Genomic DNA, 15,219 nt, shown 5'->3' with positions numbered 1-15,219 from the left:
GTGTAGGCGGCGAAGAATGCCCGTGCGGCACGGATGTTGCAGCAAGCGCTTTGCTTCCCCTCCCCACCATGAAATCCGGACTGAATTTCCTGATCGCCGCCAGAAGGTGCGAAATCGACGAGCTCGACCAGCTCGCGCGCACCAGCGAACTGGTCGGCCTGATCGCGCGGCTCGTCCACGCGCTGCAGCGGGAGCGCGGCATGTCCAATGTGTTTCTCGCCTCGCGCGGCGGCCGCTTCGCCGAGCAGCGCGACCCGCAGATCGCAGAGTGCCTGGCGCTCGAGCAGGAGGTGCGCGCCGGGTTCGACCAGCTCGAGACCGAAGCGCGCCCCGGCGCCACCGCAGGCAACAGCGCCCGCCTCTTCAGCCGCATTGCCTGGGTGCTTCCCGGGCTGGACGGCCTGCCTGCCCTGCGCCGCCGCATCGGCGCGCTCGAGCTGACGCCCGCTCAGGCCACTGCCGCCTTCGTAAAACTCGTTGCCGGCCTGCTGGCGGTGGTGTTCGAGGCGGCCGATGGCGCCACCGACCCCGAAATCTCCCGTCTTCTGGTGGCGATGTTCAACTTCATGCAGGGCAAGGAATTTGCCGGACAGGAACGCGCCTTCGGCGCCGCCTCGCTGGCGCTGGGACGCAGCGACGAAGCGCAGCGCCAGCAATGGCTGCATCTCATCGAACTGCAGGAGCGCTGCTTCCAGGTCTTTACCGATTTTTCAAGCAGCGGCGTGCTGGTGCTGTGGCATCAAGGCCAGTCCGACGCCGTCATGGCCGAGATCGAGCGCCAGCGCCGCATGAGCGTGACCTCGGCCCAGGCGGCCGTGTCCTCCGTTCCCGATCCGCGGCTGAGCCAGGCCTGGTTCGACTGGTGCACGCGCCGCATCGATGCCATGAAAACCGTCGAAGACCGGCTGGCCGCCGACCTGCGCGAGCTCTGCGCCCGCAAGACTGCACAGGCGCGCAGCGAGCTGCTGCGATACCAGCAGGTGCTCGGCACCCTTCTGCCGCAGCCCGAGGGCGCGGCGTTCTTCGACGACGCCGGCACCCAGGCCACGGAGCCCGCCCAGTACGGCCGCCACCTCGAACGCTCGGTGCTCGACATGGTCCAGGAGCAGTCGCGCCGGCTGCAGGCCATGGGCGACGAACTTGAAACCGTGCGCGCCTCCCTCAACGAGCGCAAGCTGGTCGAACGCGCCAAGGGCCTCTTGATGGCGCACCGCCGCATGAGCGAGAACGAGGCGCACAAGATGCTGCTGCAGACGGCCATGAACCAGAAGCGCCGCCTGGTCGACGTGGCCGAATCGATGCTCGCCATGGCCGACTACCTGCCGCTCGATGCTGCACCCCGGCGCTGAAGGCCGCGCGAAACAAGTTCGGATTGGTGCAGTGCACAACAACCGTGCGTGAATCCGGATTTCCGCCTCGCGGCTCTTTCGCATACGCAGACAACTGCTCTCATGCTGCCGATTTGATAGCAATCGATAGCCAGAAAAGCTGGCACACAGTTTGCTGAAGTAGTACATGGACCTATGGGTCCCAGGCAGGCGGCACCCAACGGCGGGTGTTGTCCACCGAAACCGGACAAAGGCGTCCCCATCCCGCAAGGGCTCGTTTTCGAGCAGCCCCTGCGCGGTGCGGACGCCTTTTTTGTTTTGCTTTTGTTCGTTCTTCCTTCACTCACCGGAGCCCGCCACATGACCGACCCGCTGAAAACCCGCCTCAGCCGCCGCCGCGTACTGCAAGCCGCCGCCATTGGCGCCGTGGCCATCGATCCCGCGCTGCGCGCCGCCGTCTGGGCCCAGGGCTCGGACAAGCCCGAGAAGGAGGAAGTGAAGATCGGCTTCATCCCGCTGACCGACTGCGCCAGCGTGGTGATGGCCTCGGTGCTGGGCATCGACAAGAAGTACGGCGTGAAGATCGTGCCCAGCAAGGAAGCCAGTTGGGCCGGCGTGCGCGACAAGCTCGTGAACGGCGAACTCGACATGGCGCACGTGCTCTACGGCCTGGTCTACGGCGTGCACCTGGGCGTGAGCGGCGCAAAGAAAGACATGGCCGTGCTCATGACGCTCAACAACAACGGCCAGGCGATCACGCTCTCGAAGAAACTGGCCGACAAGGGCGCGGTCGATGCCGCATCGCTCGCCAAGCTCATTGCCAGCGAGAAGCGCGAATACACCTTCGCCCACACCTTCCCCACCGGCACGCACGCCATGTGGTTGTACTACTGGCTCGCCTCGGCCGGCATCGATCCGTTCAAGGACGTCAAGAACATCACCGTGCCGCCGCCGCAGATGGTCGCCAACATGCGCGTGGGCAACATGGACGGCTACTGCGTGGGTGAGCCCTGGGGCCAGCGCGCCATCATGGACGGCATCGGCGTGACCGGCATCACCACCCAGGACATCTGGAAGGACCACCCCGAGAAGGTGCTGGGCACCACGGCCGACTTCGTCAAGAAGTACCCCAACACCGCGCGCGCCGTAACCGCGGCCATCATCGAGGCCGGCAAGTGGATCGACACCGGCCTGCAGAACAAGAACAAGATGGCCGAGACCATCGCCGACAAGAGCTACGTCAACACCAGCGTGGACGCGATCAACCAGCGCATCCTCGGCCGCTACACCAACGGCCTGGGCAAGAGCTGGGACGACCCCAACCACATGAAGTTCTACAACGGCGGCGCCGTGACCTTCCCCTACCTGTCGGACGGCATGTGGTTCCTCACGCAGCACAAGCGCTGGGGCCTGCTGAAGGAGCACCCCGACTACCTGAAGGTGGCCACCGAGATCAACCGCATCGACATCTACAAGCAGGCCGCCGCCGCCACGCAGACGCCCGTGCCCAAGGATCTGCTGCGCACCAGCAAGCTGTTCGACGGCACGGTGTGGGACGGCAAGGACCCGAAGAAGTACGCCGATTCGTTCAAGTTGCATGTCTGATACCTGAGGAGAAACACACCATGGTCAGCGCTGTATTTCATTCGCCGATGGACGCATCTCTCCCTCTCCCGCGTGCGGGAGAGGGTCGGGGTGAGGGTGTGCCCCGCGCCGAGGCCACCCCTCACCCCAACCCTCTCCCCAGAGTGGAGAGGGAGAAAAAGCCGCGTTTGCCCATCGACCTGCGCGCCTTCTGGATGCGCGTGTTGCCGCCGCTCGTGGGCTTCGGCCTGCTGGTGCTGGTCTGGGAACTGGTCGCGATGAAGAGCACCACCGGCTTTCCGTCGCCGCTGGCCACCTGGCAGCAGGCGCTCACGGTGTTCAGCGATCCGTTCTACAGCAAGGGGCCCAACGACCAGGGCGTGGGCTGGAACGTGCTCTCGTCGCTGCAGCGCGTGGCGCTGGGCTTCGGCCTTGCGGCGGCAGTCGGCATTCCGGCGGGCTTTGCGATCGGCCGCTTCGAGTTTCTTGCGCGCATGTTCAATCCGCTGATCAGCCTGCTGCGGCCGGTGTCGCCGCTGGCGTGGCTGCCGATTGGCCTGCTCGTCTTCAAGGGTGCAAACCCGGCGGCCATCTGGACCATCTTCATCTGCTCGATCTGGCCGATGGTGATCAACACCGCGGTCGGCGTGCAGCGGGTTCCGAGCGACTACATGAACGTGGCCAAGGTGCTGAACCTGTCGGAGTGGAAGATCTTCACCCGCATCCTGTTCCCGGCCGTGCTGCCCTACATGCTGACCGGCGTGCGCCTGGCCGTGGGCACTGCCTGGCTGGTGATCGTCGCGGCCGAAATGCTGACCGGCGGCGTCGGCATCGGCTTCTGGGTGTGGGACGAGTGGAACAACCTCAACGTCGCCAACATCATCATCGCGATCTTCGTGATCGGCATCGTCGGCCTGGTGCTGGAGTTCGCGCTCATCAAGCTTGCCACTGCATTCACGTTCGAAGAGGTGAAATCATGAGCCGCACGGCCGTTCCGAAGGCGAATACCGCAGCGCTGCTGCGCGGAGGTTTCCAATGAACGATGATTCCAAGTACATCGAGATCCACAACGTCGAGCAGCGCTTCAAGACGGCCAAGGGCAGCTTCCTTGCGCTGCAGGGCGTCAACCTGAACGTGGCCAAGGGTGAGTTCGTCACACTGATCGGCCATTCGGGCTGCGGCAAGTCGACGCTGCTGAACCTCATCGCCGGCCTGACCACGCCGACGCAAGGCGTGCTGCTGTGCGCGAACAGGGAAATCAAGGGGCCGGGACCGGAGCGCGCAGTGGTGTTCCAGAACCACTCGCTGCTGCCCTGGCTCACCTGCTTTGAGAATGTGTACTTGGCCGTCGAGCGCGTCTTTGCCGCCACCGAAAGCAAGGCGCAACTGCGCGCGCGCACCGATGCCGCGCTCGCGATGGTCGGCCTCTCGGCCGCCGCGCAGAAGCGCCCCGGCGAAATCTCCGGCGGCATGAAGCAGCGCGTGGGCATTGCGCGCGCACTGTCGATGGAACCCAAGGTGCTGCTGATGGACGAACCCTTCGGCGCGCTCGATGCACTGACCCGTGCCAAGCTGCAGGACGAGCTGCTCGCCATCGTGCAGAAGACGCAAAGCACCGTCGTCATGGTCACGCACGACGTCGACGAGGCGGTGCTGCTCTCCGACCGCATCGTGATGCTCACCAACGGCCCGGCCGCCACCATCGGCGAGATTCTGGCGGTCGATATCGCGCGCCCGCGCAACCGCGTCGAATTGGCCGAAGACCCGGCCTACGTTCATGCCCGCAAGGCCGTGATCGATTTCCTCTACACGCGCCAGGCGCACGTGGAGAAGGTTGCGGCCTGACCCAGCAGGCGCGGCACGACCGGCGTCATGACATGATGACCTGCAGGCTGTGCTCGTACCAACCCGTGAGGCGCTCGAAGGTGTCGACGAGCGCCTCGCTGGAACGCACCAGCGCTGCGCGGCCTTCGGGGCTGCCCTGCGCCTGCACGCCGCCGACCAGGCGCAGCCATTCGTCGCGCGCGGTTACCAGCGCGGCGCGGATCTCGGGTGAACTGAGGGGCGCGCGCTCCAGTTCCAGCAGCGCGGCTTCGAACTCGTTCATGGTCGGCAGCAGCCGCTCGCGCGACGCCTCTGCCGCAATGGTCGATGCGAGCAACGCGTCCTTCGCGAGGCGCTGCGCGCGCATGCGCTGGCGCCCGCAGATGTTGACGATGCGCAGTGCACGCCGCGAGCCCGACGCCTCCAGCGCCTCCGTCATGGCTTCGGCGGCCGACAGCAAGGCCTCGCCACGCGCGTCGATCTCGGCCAGCCCCTGCTTGGCCGGACGCGCGGCCAGCGAGGCGGCCAAGCCGTTCCAGGCCGCCTGCACCTCGCCCAGCGCGAGCACGCCGGCCGCACCCAGCTCGAGGGTGGCCAGATGATCCAGGTTCTGCTGCACCCGCTCGGTCGACTGCGTGCGCAGGACCCGCGCGCGCTGCACGTCGATGCCGGCCAGCAGCTGCGCCGCCACACGCACCAGCCGTTGCGAGAGCATGCGCAATTGCCCGGCGCGATTGATCGCGTCGGCCCACTGCGCAGTCTCGATGACCGAGCGCGACACCTCGCCCAGCCGCAGGTTGGCATGCATCGCGGCGCCGCGCAGCAGGCCGAAGGCTTCGTCCTCGCCAATGCCGCGCGCCGACATCAGCAGGCCCTTGGCACGGTCGACCCACTTGCGCTCGTCCATGCGCGTGCGCAGGGCGTCGAGTTCGGTGCGCAGCGCGGCCTCGCGCTGCCAGCGGGCCTGCGCACGAGCGGTCAGCGCCGCGAGCGAAAGCCCGTCCAGGGTGTCGACGGGGGCCCACGCATGCACGCCGAGCGCCGCCAGCATTTCGTGCTGCTCGGGTGCCAGCGGCGCACTGGCCAGGCTCAGCGCGCAAGGCGGCACCCCGCCCCACGCCTGCAATGCCTCGACGAGCGCCTGCAGCTGACCCGCCGGCTCCGGCAGATGGACCAGGGCCTGTTGCGGTGCAAGCGCCCCCACCTGCTGCACCAGCGTGTGGCAGGTAGCCCCTCCGAGCACGGTGGCATTCGCATCCTCCAGCGCCAGCCGCAATGGCTCCGGCAGGTCCGGCAAGGGCGCGGAGCCCGCGGATTCATTGGGCAGAACGGCGAGAAGAGAAATCATGGCGGGGTGAGGAAGAGCATGGCAAGCATAGGCCACGCCCGCGCGTTTTCGCAGGCACGCCTCTTGCATCGATCGGGGTGCGGTGTAACGAAGCACCGCTTTGGTGAGGCTGCAGGCTCCTGCATCCGTCCTGGCATTGCACGTGCCGGGGAGCACCCCCACGCCGACAGCGTCCGCTGCCGGCATCCCGCCCCAACCCCGTCCGTCGACACGGCTCCCGAAAGGCCGCGCCGCGGCATTTCGCACGATTGAACGCCATGTCCAGCTTCAAGACCTTTCTGCATTCCGGCCACGCGCCGACGCTGTTTTCGGCCTTTCTGTACTTCACGTTTTCGTGCTGCATCTGGGTGCTCAACGGCGCCATGGCACCCTTCATTGGCGAGACCTTCGACCTCTCCCCCGCGCAGAAGGGCCTGATGCTGTCGGTGCCGATCATCGCGGGCGCGCTGATGCGCTTTCCGCTGGGCATCCTGTCGCAGTACATCGGCCGCAAGAACGCGACGCTGGTCGAGATGGGCCTGATCGCGGTGGCGATGCTGTTCGGCTTCTTCTTCGTGAAGAGCTTCAACGAGCTGCTCGCCATGGGCGTGCTGCTGGGCATTGCGGGCGCGAGCTTCGGCGTGGCGCTGTCGCTGGGCTCGGGCTGGTTCCCGCCGCAGCACAAGGGCCTCGCGATGGGCCTGGTGGGCGCGGGCAACGTGGGCACGGCGGTGTCGGTGCTGGTGGCGCCGCCGCTCGCGCAGTGGCTCGGCTGGCAGGCGGTGTACGGCGTGGCGGCCGGCGCGATCCTGGTGCCGATGATCGTGATGATCGTGTTCGCCAAGGAGCCGCCCGACGTCGACAGCCATGCGAGCTTCCGCGCACACATCGCCTGCCTGTTCGAGAAGGACGGCTGGGTGTTCAGCCTGATCTACGGCGTGACCTTCGGCGGCTTCATCGGGCTCATCACCTTCCTGCCCTCCTACTACTACGACCAGTTCGGCGTGAGCAAGGTGCAGGCCGGACAGCTCACGATGCTGGCCGCCTTCATGGGCGCCGCGGTGCGCATCGTCGGCGGCTGGATCTCCGACCGCTGGGGCGGCGTCAACACGCTGACCGTGGTGCTGCTGGTGGTGGCCGTGGGCCTGGTGCTGGTGGGTGTCTCGTCGTCATCGCTCGCGCTCACCACGCTGCTCCTGATCGCATGCTTTGCCGCGCTGGGCGCAGGCAACGGCGCGCTGTTCCAGTTGGTGCCGCTGCGCTGGCCCACGAGCACCGCGGTGGCCGGTTCGATGATCGGCGAGATCGGCGCGCTCGGCGGCGGCCTGGTGCCCAATGCCATGGGCCTGTCGAAGCAGTACCTGGGCAGCTACGTCTGGGGCTTTGTGTTCTTCGGCGCGCTGTCGCTGGTGATGCTGGGCGTCATGCGCGTGATGCAGATCCGCTGGACCCGCACCTGGGCCGAGAAAGGTGGCCGCGCGCGCACCTCGCCCGACGCTGCCGAAGCCAAGTACGTGCCCCCTGCGAGGAAGACGGCGCGGCCATGACCTTCCTCCGCCCGCCCTCAACGTGGCAAGAACAGCAGCCACACCACGAGCAGTGCGTTGAACAGCAGCGACACGGCCAGCGCGATCTTGTAGAGCGCGGCCGGATCGCGGCGGATCAGCGGCGTGGCGGCGGGCGCGCTTACGGGGCGGGAAGCGCCGCGCTCCAGGGCGAGCAGCATTTCCTCGGCGGTTTCGAAGCGCTCCCGCGGATCGCGCGCGACGGCCTTGCGCACCAGGTGGTCGAGCCACACGGGCACGTCGGGCCGCAGCCGCGAGAGCGCGGCCGGATCGCGCCGGTAGCGCGCCACCTGGTAGGGCTCGATCTCGCCGTAGGGCAGATGGCCGCCGAGCCACTGGTACAGCGTGACGCCGAGCGCGAACAGGTCGCTCGCGGTGTCGGCTTCGGCGCCCTCCCACTGCTCGGGGTTGATGTAGCTGGGCGTGCCGGCATGCAGCTCCCGCTGGGCCGCGCCTTCGCGGCCCGACAGCGCCACGCCCAGGTCGAGGATGCGCCAGCGCCCGTCGTCGCCCAGGTGCAGGTTGCCGGGCTTGATGTCGCGATGCACCACGCCGTGGCGGTGCAGCCGGCCCAGGGCCTTGGTTACCTCGATGGACGCGGAAACCACCTCGGCCACCGCGCCCCGCGCGCCAGCCTTGCGCATCTGTTCCAGCGTGCGCCCGCCGTGCCAGTCGAACACGATGTAGAGCGCGCTGGCGTTCTCGGCGCGTTCGTGCACGCGCACGAATCCGCCATTGCCCACGCGCTGCCCCAGCCAGGCTTCGTGCGCGAGCATTGCGCGCTCCTGCGGATCACTGGCGCGCGAGGGATGCAACGTCTTGAGCGCCACCAGTTCGCGCGTGGCCGCATTGCGCGCCTGGTAGAGCAGATGCACGCCGGTGTCGGCCACCAGCCCGGTGACGACATAGCCGTCGAGCGCGTCGCCCACCTTCAGCAAGGGCGGCGGCGCCAGGCGGCGGCCGTCGCCGAGTTCGTCGTCGAGCTGCCGCACGTCGAGGCCGACGACGCGAATGACCAGCGCGGTCGCGTTGTCGCGCGTGCCGGCATCGAGCGCCGCCTGCACCAGCGCCTCGCTCGCTTCCTCGGCACTGCCCTGCAAGGCGAGCGCGGCCAGGCGCTGCGGCTTGAGCACGCCGTGCACGCCGTCGGTGGTGAGCACGAAGCAGTCGCCCACGCGCACGTCGCCCTGCGCGTAGTCGACGCGCACCTGGTCGTCCAGGCCGATGGCGCGCGTCAAGCGGCTGCGCATGTCGGGATGCTCGAAGGCGTGGTCCTGGGTCAGCGGCGTGGCCGGCTCGCCGCCGGCGCGCACGCGCCAGGCGCGCGTGTCGCCCACATGCGCGAGCGTGTAGCTCTGGCCGTGGAGCACCAGCGCCGTCAGCGTGGTGAGTGCGGTGGCGCTGCCCTGGCGCCGGCGGTTGTGGTCGGCCAGCCAGGCGTTCTGCGCGGCAACCAGGCGGTCGAGCGCGGCGGTCGGCTCCCAGGTGTCGGGCGTCGCGAAGTAGTCGGCCAAGAGGCCCATCACGGTGGTCTGCGCCGCCTCCAGGCCGCGGCCGCCCGTGGACACGCCATCGGCAATGGCCGCGATGAGTCCGCGCGACTCGTCGCCCGGCGGTGCGTTCACGGCGCCGGCAAAGTCTTCGTTCACGTCGCGCGGTCCGCGCTGGCTGCTGTAGCCGATGTCCACTTCAAAGCTCATGGCGCCATTCTCCACGTGCTTTTCCACGCGCAGCACCGTGCGCTTCCCATTGCTTGATTCGTTGAAAGGCCCCACCCCATGAAGAAACTCAAACTCGTGATGGTCGGCAACGGCATGGCCGGCGTGCGCACGCTCGAGGAGCTCCTGAAGCTCGCCCCGGACCTGTACGACATCACCGTCTTCGGTGCCGAGCCGCACCCCAACTACAACCGCATCCTCCTGTCGCCCGTGCTCGCGGGCGAGCAGACCGTGGAGGAGATCGTGCTCAACAGCTGGGCGTGGTACGCCGACAACCACATCACCCTGCACGCCGGCAAGAAGGTGGTCGAGGTCGACCGCGTCAAGCGCATCGTGCGCGCCGAGGATTCGCAAGGTGGCGTCACCGAAGCCCCCTACGACCGCCTCCTGATGTGCACCGGCTCCAACCCCTTCATGCTGCCCGTGCCCGGCAAGGACCTGAAGGGCGTCATCGCCTACCGCGACATCGCCGACACCGACTACATGATCGAGACCGCCAAGACCCACAAGAGCGCGGTCGTCATCGGCGGCGGCCTGCTCGGGCTGGAGGCGGCCAACGGCCTGATGCTGCGCGGCATGAGCGTCACCGTGGTGCATGTCATGCCCTGGCTGATGGAGCGCCAGCTCGACGACGTGGCCGGCAAGCTCTTGCAGAAGTCGCTCGAAGACCGGGGCCTGAAGTTCCTGATCGGCGCCCAGACCCAGGAACTGGTCGGCGACAGCAATGAGGGAAAGGATGGCCGCGTCAAGGCCATCCGCTTCAAGGACGGCACCGAAGTGCCCGCCGACCTGGTCGTCATGGCTGTCGGCATCCGCCCCAACACCGAGCTGGCCGAGAAGATGCGCCTGCACTGCCAGCGCGGCATCGTCGTCACCGACACCCTGCAGACCGTGACCGATGCGCGCATCTACTCGGTGGGCGAATGCGCGGCCCACCGCGGCATCGCCTACGGGCTGGTCGCCCCCCTGTTCGAGCAGGCCAAGGTCGCGGCCAACCACCTGGCCCAGTTCGGCATCGGGCGCTACCTCGGGTCGCTCACCTCCACCAAGCTCAAGGTCACGGGCATCGACCTGTTCAGCGCCGGTGAGTTCATGGGCGGCGAGGGCACCGAGGAGATCGTCATGAGCGACCCCTTCGGCGGGGTCTACAAGAAACTGGTCATCAAGGACGACAAGCTGGTGGGCGCCTGCCTGTACGGCGACACGGTGGACGGCAGCTGGTACTTCAAGCTCTTGCGCGACGGGCGCAGCGTGGGCGACATCCGCGACAAGCTGATGTTCGGCGAATCCAACATCGGCGACACCGGCCACGAGGGCCACAGCAAGGCCGCCAGCATGCCCGACGAGGCCGAGGTGTGCGGCTGCAACGGCGTGACCAAGGGCACCATCTGCAAGGCCATCAAGGACAAGGGCCTGTTCACGCTGGACGAGGTCAAGAAGCACACCAAGGCCAGCGCCAGCTGCGGCTCGTGCACCGGGCTGGTGGAGCAGATCCTGATGTTCACCGCCGGCGGCGACTACTCGGCCACGCCCAAGAAGAAGGCCGTGTGCGGCTGCACCGACGCCAACCACCAGGACGTGCGCGACGCGATCCGGCGCGAGCACTACCTCACGCACGACGAGGTCTACCGCAACCTGGGCTGGCGCACGCCCAACGGCTGCGCCACCTGCCGCCCGGCGGTCAACTACTACCTGATCAGCACCTGGCCCAAGGAGGCCAAGGACGATCCGCAGAGCCGCTTCATCAACGAGCGCAGCCACGCCAACATCCAGAAGGACGGCACCTATTCCGTCATTCCGCGCATGTGGGGCGGCCACACCACGCCCGACGAGCTGCGGCGCATCGCGGACGCGGCCGACAAGTACCAGATCCCGACCGTCAAGGTCACGGGCGGCCAGCGCATCGACCTCCTGGGGGTGAAGAAGGAGGACCTGGAAGGCGTCTGGAAGGACATCGGCATGCCCTCGGGCTTTGCCTACGCCAAGAGCCTGCGCACGGTCAAGACCTGCGTGGGCAGCGAATGGTGCCGCTTCGGCACGCAGGACTCCACCCAGATGGGCAAGGACCTGGAGCGGGCGCTGTGGGCGATGTACTCGCCGCACAAGGTCAAGCTGGCGGTCTCGGGGTGCCCGCGCAACTGCGCCGAGGCCGGGATCAAGGACGTGGGCGTGATCGGGGTCGACTCGGGCTGGGAGCTGTACGTGGGCGGCAACGGCGGCATCAAGACCGAGGTGGCGCAGTTCCTGGTGAAGGTGAAGACGGCCGCCGAGGTGATGGAGTTCACCGGCGCCTTCCTGCAGCTGTACCGCGAGGAAGGCTGGTACCTGGAGCGCACGGTGCACTACATCGGGCGGGTGGGGCTGGATTATGTGAAGAAGAAGATCCTGGAGGACGCGGAAGGCCGCAAGGCGCTGTGGGAGCGGCTGCAGTTCGCCCTCGATGGCGAGCCCGATCCGTGGTTCGAATCGAGCCAGGCGCAGGTGGATGTGCGGCAGTTCACGCCGGTGGCGGTGGTGGACGACGTGGCGGACAAGGCCACGCAGGCCGCGTGAAGGACAAGGAGCAACAAGCCATGAGCAACGACAACAACAATCACGACACCAGCAACCACGGCACCAGCAGCGAATGGAAGGTGATCTGCCGCGTCGAGGACATCCCGGTGCTGGGCGCCCGCCGCGTGGCGCGCCCGGTGGGCGTGAACGTGGCGGTGTTCCGCAATGCCGAGGACCAGGTCTTTGCACTGCTGGACCGCTGCCCGCACAAGGGCGGGCCCTTGAGCCAGGGCATCGTGTTCGGCACCAGCGTGGCCTGCCCGCTGCACAACTGGGCCATCGGGCTCGATGACGGGTGTGCGAAGTCGCCCGACGAGGGGTGCACGCCGCGGTTTGCGGTGAAGGTCGAAGATGGCCAGGTCATGATGAGCGTGCTCGAACTGAAAACGCATGCGCTCGATCTGGCGCCGCCGCGCGCCGGCCCCGGCGCCGCAACGGCCGGCAAGCTGGGCGACGAGACCTTCGACGTGCAGGCGCCGCACAGCAGCTAGGCGCGAAACCAAGGCACCCCCCATGGAAGAAACTCGCTCCACCTGCCCCTACTGCGGCGTGGGCTGCGGTGTGATCATCGAATCCGATGGCGCGCAGATCACCGGCGTGCGCGGCGACCCCGATCATCCCGCCAACTTCGGGCGCCTGTGCACCAAGGGCTCGACGCTGCATCTCACGGCGACGGCCACGGTCACGCGCCAGACGCGGCTGCTGCAACCGATGCGGCGCGCCGAGCGCGGCGCCGCGCCCGAAGCCATCGGCTGGAACGGCGCGCTCGACATGGCGACCGACAAGTTCGCCCAGGTCATCCGCGACCATGGCCCCGATGCCGTGGGCTTCTACGTCTCGGGCCAGCTGCTCACCGAGGACTACTACGTCTTCAACAAGCTCGCCAAGGGGTTGATCGGCACCAACAACATCGACACCAACTCCCGCCTGTGCATGAGCAGCGCGGTGGCCGGCTACAAGCAGACGCTGGGCGCCGACGCGCCGCCGGCCTGCTATGACGACCTGAAGCACGCCAGCTGCCTCTTCATCGTCGGTAGCAACGCGGCCTGGGCGCACCCGATCCTGTTTCGCCGCATCGAGGACGCGAAGGCCGCGAACCCCGATCTGAAGATCATCGTGGCCGATCCGCGCCGCACCGACACGGTCGAAATTGCCGACCTGTTCCTGCCGATCCAGCCCGGCACCGACGTCATGCTGTTCAACGGCATGCTGCACCTGATGCTGTGGGAAGGCTGGACCGACAACGGCTACATCGCGGCCCACACCAGCGGCTTCGATGCGCTGAAGACCACGGTGCGCGAATGCACGCCCGACAAGGTGGCGCAGATCTGCGGCATCTCGAAGGACGACCTGCTCGCCGCGGCGCGCCTGTTCGCCACCTCGCCCGCCACGCTGAGCCTCTATTGCCAGGGCCTCAACCAGTCGTCCAGCGGCACCGCGAAGAATGCGGCGCTGATCAACCTGCACCTTGCGACCGGCCAGATCGGCAAGCCCGGCGCCGGCCCGTTCTCGCTCACGGGCCAGCCCAATGCGATGGGCGGGCGCGAAGTGGGCGGCCTGGCCAATCTGCTGAGCGCGCACCGCGACCTGGCCAATCCCGCGCACCGGGCCGAAGTGGCGGCGCTATGGAACGTGCCCTCGGTACCCGAAAAGCCCGGCAAGACCGCAGTCGAGATGTTCCAGGCCGCGGCCGACGGCGAGATCCGCGCGCTGTGGATCGCGTGCACCAACCCGGCCCAGTCGATGCCCGACCAGGCCACCGTGCGCCGCGCCCTCGAGCGCGCCGAATTCGTGGTGGTGCAGGAAGCCTTTTCGACCACCGCCACCTGCGCCTTCGCCGACCTGCTGCTGCCCGCCACCACCTGGGGCGAGAAGGAAGGCACCGTGACCAACAGCGAGCGCCGCATCTCGCGCGTGCGGCCTGCCGTGCCGGCGCCCGGCGAGGCGCGGCACGACTGGTCGATCGCGGTCGACTTCGCGCGCCGGCTCGAACAGCGGCTCGGCCGCGCCGACACGCTGTTTCCGTACGACTCCGCCGAACGGGTGTGGAACGAGCACCGCGAATCCACGCGCGGGCGCGACCTCGACATCACCGGCATGAGCTACGCGATGCTCGACACCGCGGGCCCGCAGCAATGGCCGCTGAAGGAAGGCGAGGCCACCGGCCGCGTGCGTCTCTACGAAGACGGCATCTTCCCCACACCGGACGGCCGCGCACGCTTCGTCGACACGGTCTACAAGCCAGTGGCCGAGGCGCGCGAGGCGCGCTATCCGTTCTCGCTCAACACCGGCCGCCTGCGCGACCAGTGGCATGGCATGAGCCGCACCGGCACGGTCGGCCGGCTGTTCGGCCACGTGGCCGAGCCGGTGGTGCAGATGAACGCGCAGGACATGGCGCGCCGCCTGCTGAAGGACGGCGACCTGGTGCACCTCACTTCCAAGCGCGGCTCCATCCTGCTGCCCGCGCAGGCGAGCGCCGAGATCGGCCTGAGCCAGGCTTTCGTCGCCATGCACTGGGGCGAGGAATACCTGAGCGGCTGCTCCTCGACCGGCACGCCCCTGGCCGGCATCAACGCGTTGACCTCCCCGGCCTACTGCCCCAGCTCGAAGCAGCCCGAACTCAAGCACACGCCGGTCAAGATTCTCAAGGCCGAGCTGCCGTGGGCGCTTCTGGCGATGGCCTGGCTGCCGCCCGATGCCGCGCTGGCCGCGCACCAGGCGCTCAAGCCGATGATGGCGATGTTTCCGTTTGCCACCTGCGTGCCGTTCTCGGGCAACACGCCGGGCGAGGAACGCAGCGGCATCCTGTTCCGCGCCGCCGCGCATGACGCGCCGGACGACGAAACCATCGATCGCATCGAAGGCCTGCTCGGCCTGCGCGGCAGCGATGCCCTGCGCTACATCGACCGCCGGCGCGGCCAGCGCCGCGTGGCGCGGCTGGTGCGGCGCGCCGACGGCAACGCCGGCCTCGAAGCCTTTCTGCTGGGCGGCGATACCAGCGCCGAAGCCTGGATCGGCACCCTGCTGCGCGAGGAAATCCCGGCGCAGATCTACGGCCGGCTGCTGCTGTCGCCCGGCGCGCGCGCGCCGGTGGCGGTGCAGTCGCGCGGACATCCGGTCTGCACCTGCTTCAACGTGACCGACCTGGCGATCCAGGCCGAACTGGGCCGCTGCACCGGCACGCCGGACGAGCGCCTGGCTGCGCTGCAGGGCGCGCTGAAATGCGGCACCAACTGCGGCTCCTGCCTGCCCGAGCTCAAGCGCATGGTGCGCGCGACGCCCGCCGAGACCGTGGCGGAGGGTGCATAAGCCGACTTGCA

General features: G+C 68.0%; 10 protein-coding genes. 8 read left to right on the top strand and 2 right to left on the bottom strand.

What is annotated here, in order from left to right; all coding sequences use genetic code 11:
* Window positions 1–68: 68 nt before the first annotated feature.
* The 4 genes from QFZ47_RS21930 (at window position 69) to QFZ47_RS21915 (ending at window position 4,757) form a co-directional block, all read left to right on the top strand.
* Window positions 69–1,349 carry a nitrate regulatory protein gene (locus tag QFZ47_RS21930; protein WP_307657638.1) on the top strand — a complete coding sequence of 427 codons (1,281 nt, stop codon included), beginning with the start codon at window positions 69–71 and terminating at the stop codon, window positions 1,347–1,349.
* Between the two features lie 339 nt (window positions 1,350–1,688).
* Window positions 1,689–2,933 carry a CmpA/NrtA family ABC transporter substrate-binding protein gene (locus QFZ47_RS21925; RefSeq protein WP_307657637.1) on the top strand — a complete coding sequence of 415 codons (1,245 nt, stop codon included), beginning with the start codon at window positions 1,689–1,691 and terminating at the stop codon, window positions 2,931–2,933.
* Window positions 2,934–2,953: 20 nt separating this feature from the next.
* Entirely contained in the window at window positions 2,954–3,892 is a 939-nt protein-coding gene (gene ntrB, locus QFZ47_RS21920; RefSeq protein WP_307657636.1) for a nitrate ABC transporter permease, read from the top strand.
* A 55-nt stretch (window positions 3,893–3,947) separates the two neighbouring features.
* The gene (locus QFZ47_RS21915) at window positions 3,948–4,757 is read left to right on the top strand and encodes an ABC transporter ATP-binding protein (protein ID WP_307657635.1); all 810 of its coding nucleotides are present in this window, start codon (window positions 3,948–3,950) and stop codon (window positions 4,755–4,757) included.
* 25 nt (window positions 4,758–4,782) lie between these two features.
* Here QFZ47_RS21915 and QFZ47_RS21910 read toward each other — a convergent pair whose 3' ends face one another.
* Window positions 4,783–6,084, bottom strand: a complete 1,302-nt coding sequence (locus QFZ47_RS21910; protein WP_307657634.1) for an ANTAR domain-containing protein — start codon at window positions 6,082–6,084, stop codon at window positions 4,783–4,785.
* Between the two features lie 257 nt (window positions 6,085–6,341).
* Between QFZ47_RS21910 and QFZ47_RS21905 the strand changes: the two genes are divergently transcribed.
* A complete protein-coding gene (locus QFZ47_RS21905) occupies window positions 6,342–7,610 on the top strand; it encodes an MFS transporter (protein WP_307657633.1) in 1,269 nt (422 codons plus the stop codon).
* Between the two features lie 17 nt (window positions 7,611–7,627).
* Here the strand turns inward: QFZ47_RS21905 and QFZ47_RS21900 are convergent, their stop codons facing one another.
* Window positions 7,628–9,328 (bottom strand): bifunctional protein-serine/threonine kinase/phosphatase, encoded by a 1,701-nt coding sequence (locus tag QFZ47_RS21900; RefSeq protein ID WP_307657632.1) that lies wholly within the window; start codon window positions 9,326–9,328, stop codon window positions 7,628–7,630.
* Window positions 9,329–9,406: 78 nt separating this feature from the next.
* Here QFZ47_RS21900 and nirB point away from each other — a divergent pair, with 78 nt between their 5' ends.
* The 3 genes from nirB to QFZ47_RS21885 are packed head-to-tail and all read left to right on the top strand — an operon-like array spanning window position 9,407 to window position 15,208.
* Window positions 9,407–11,899 carry a nitrite reductase large subunit NirB gene (gene nirB, locus QFZ47_RS21895; protein ID WP_307657631.1) on the top strand — a complete coding sequence of 831 codons (2,493 nt, stop codon included), beginning with the start codon at window positions 9,407–9,409 and terminating at the stop codon, window positions 11,897–11,899.
* A gap of 20 nt (window positions 11,900–11,919) precedes the next feature.
* On the top strand, window positions 11,920–12,390 hold the full coding sequence (nirD, locus tag QFZ47_RS21890) for a nitrite reductase small subunit NirD (RefSeq protein WP_307657630.1): 471 nt from the start codon (window positions 11,920–11,922) through the stop codon (window positions 12,388–12,390).
* A gap of 22 nt (window positions 12,391–12,412) precedes the next feature.
* A complete protein-coding gene (locus QFZ47_RS21885; protein WP_307657629.1) occupies window positions 12,413–15,208 on the top strand; it encodes a nitrate reductase in 2,796 nt (931 codons plus the stop codon).
* Window positions 15,209–15,219: the final 11 nt, after the last annotated feature.

This window comes from Variovorax paradoxus, assembly GCF_030815975.1.
Classification (GTDB): domain Bacteria; phylum Pseudomonadota; class Gammaproteobacteria; order Burkholderiales; family Burkholderiaceae_C; genus Variovorax; species Variovorax paradoxus_N.
The sequence above is the reverse complement of the archived record's forward strand: the minus strand, read 5'-3'. Positions and strand labels throughout refer to the sequence as shown.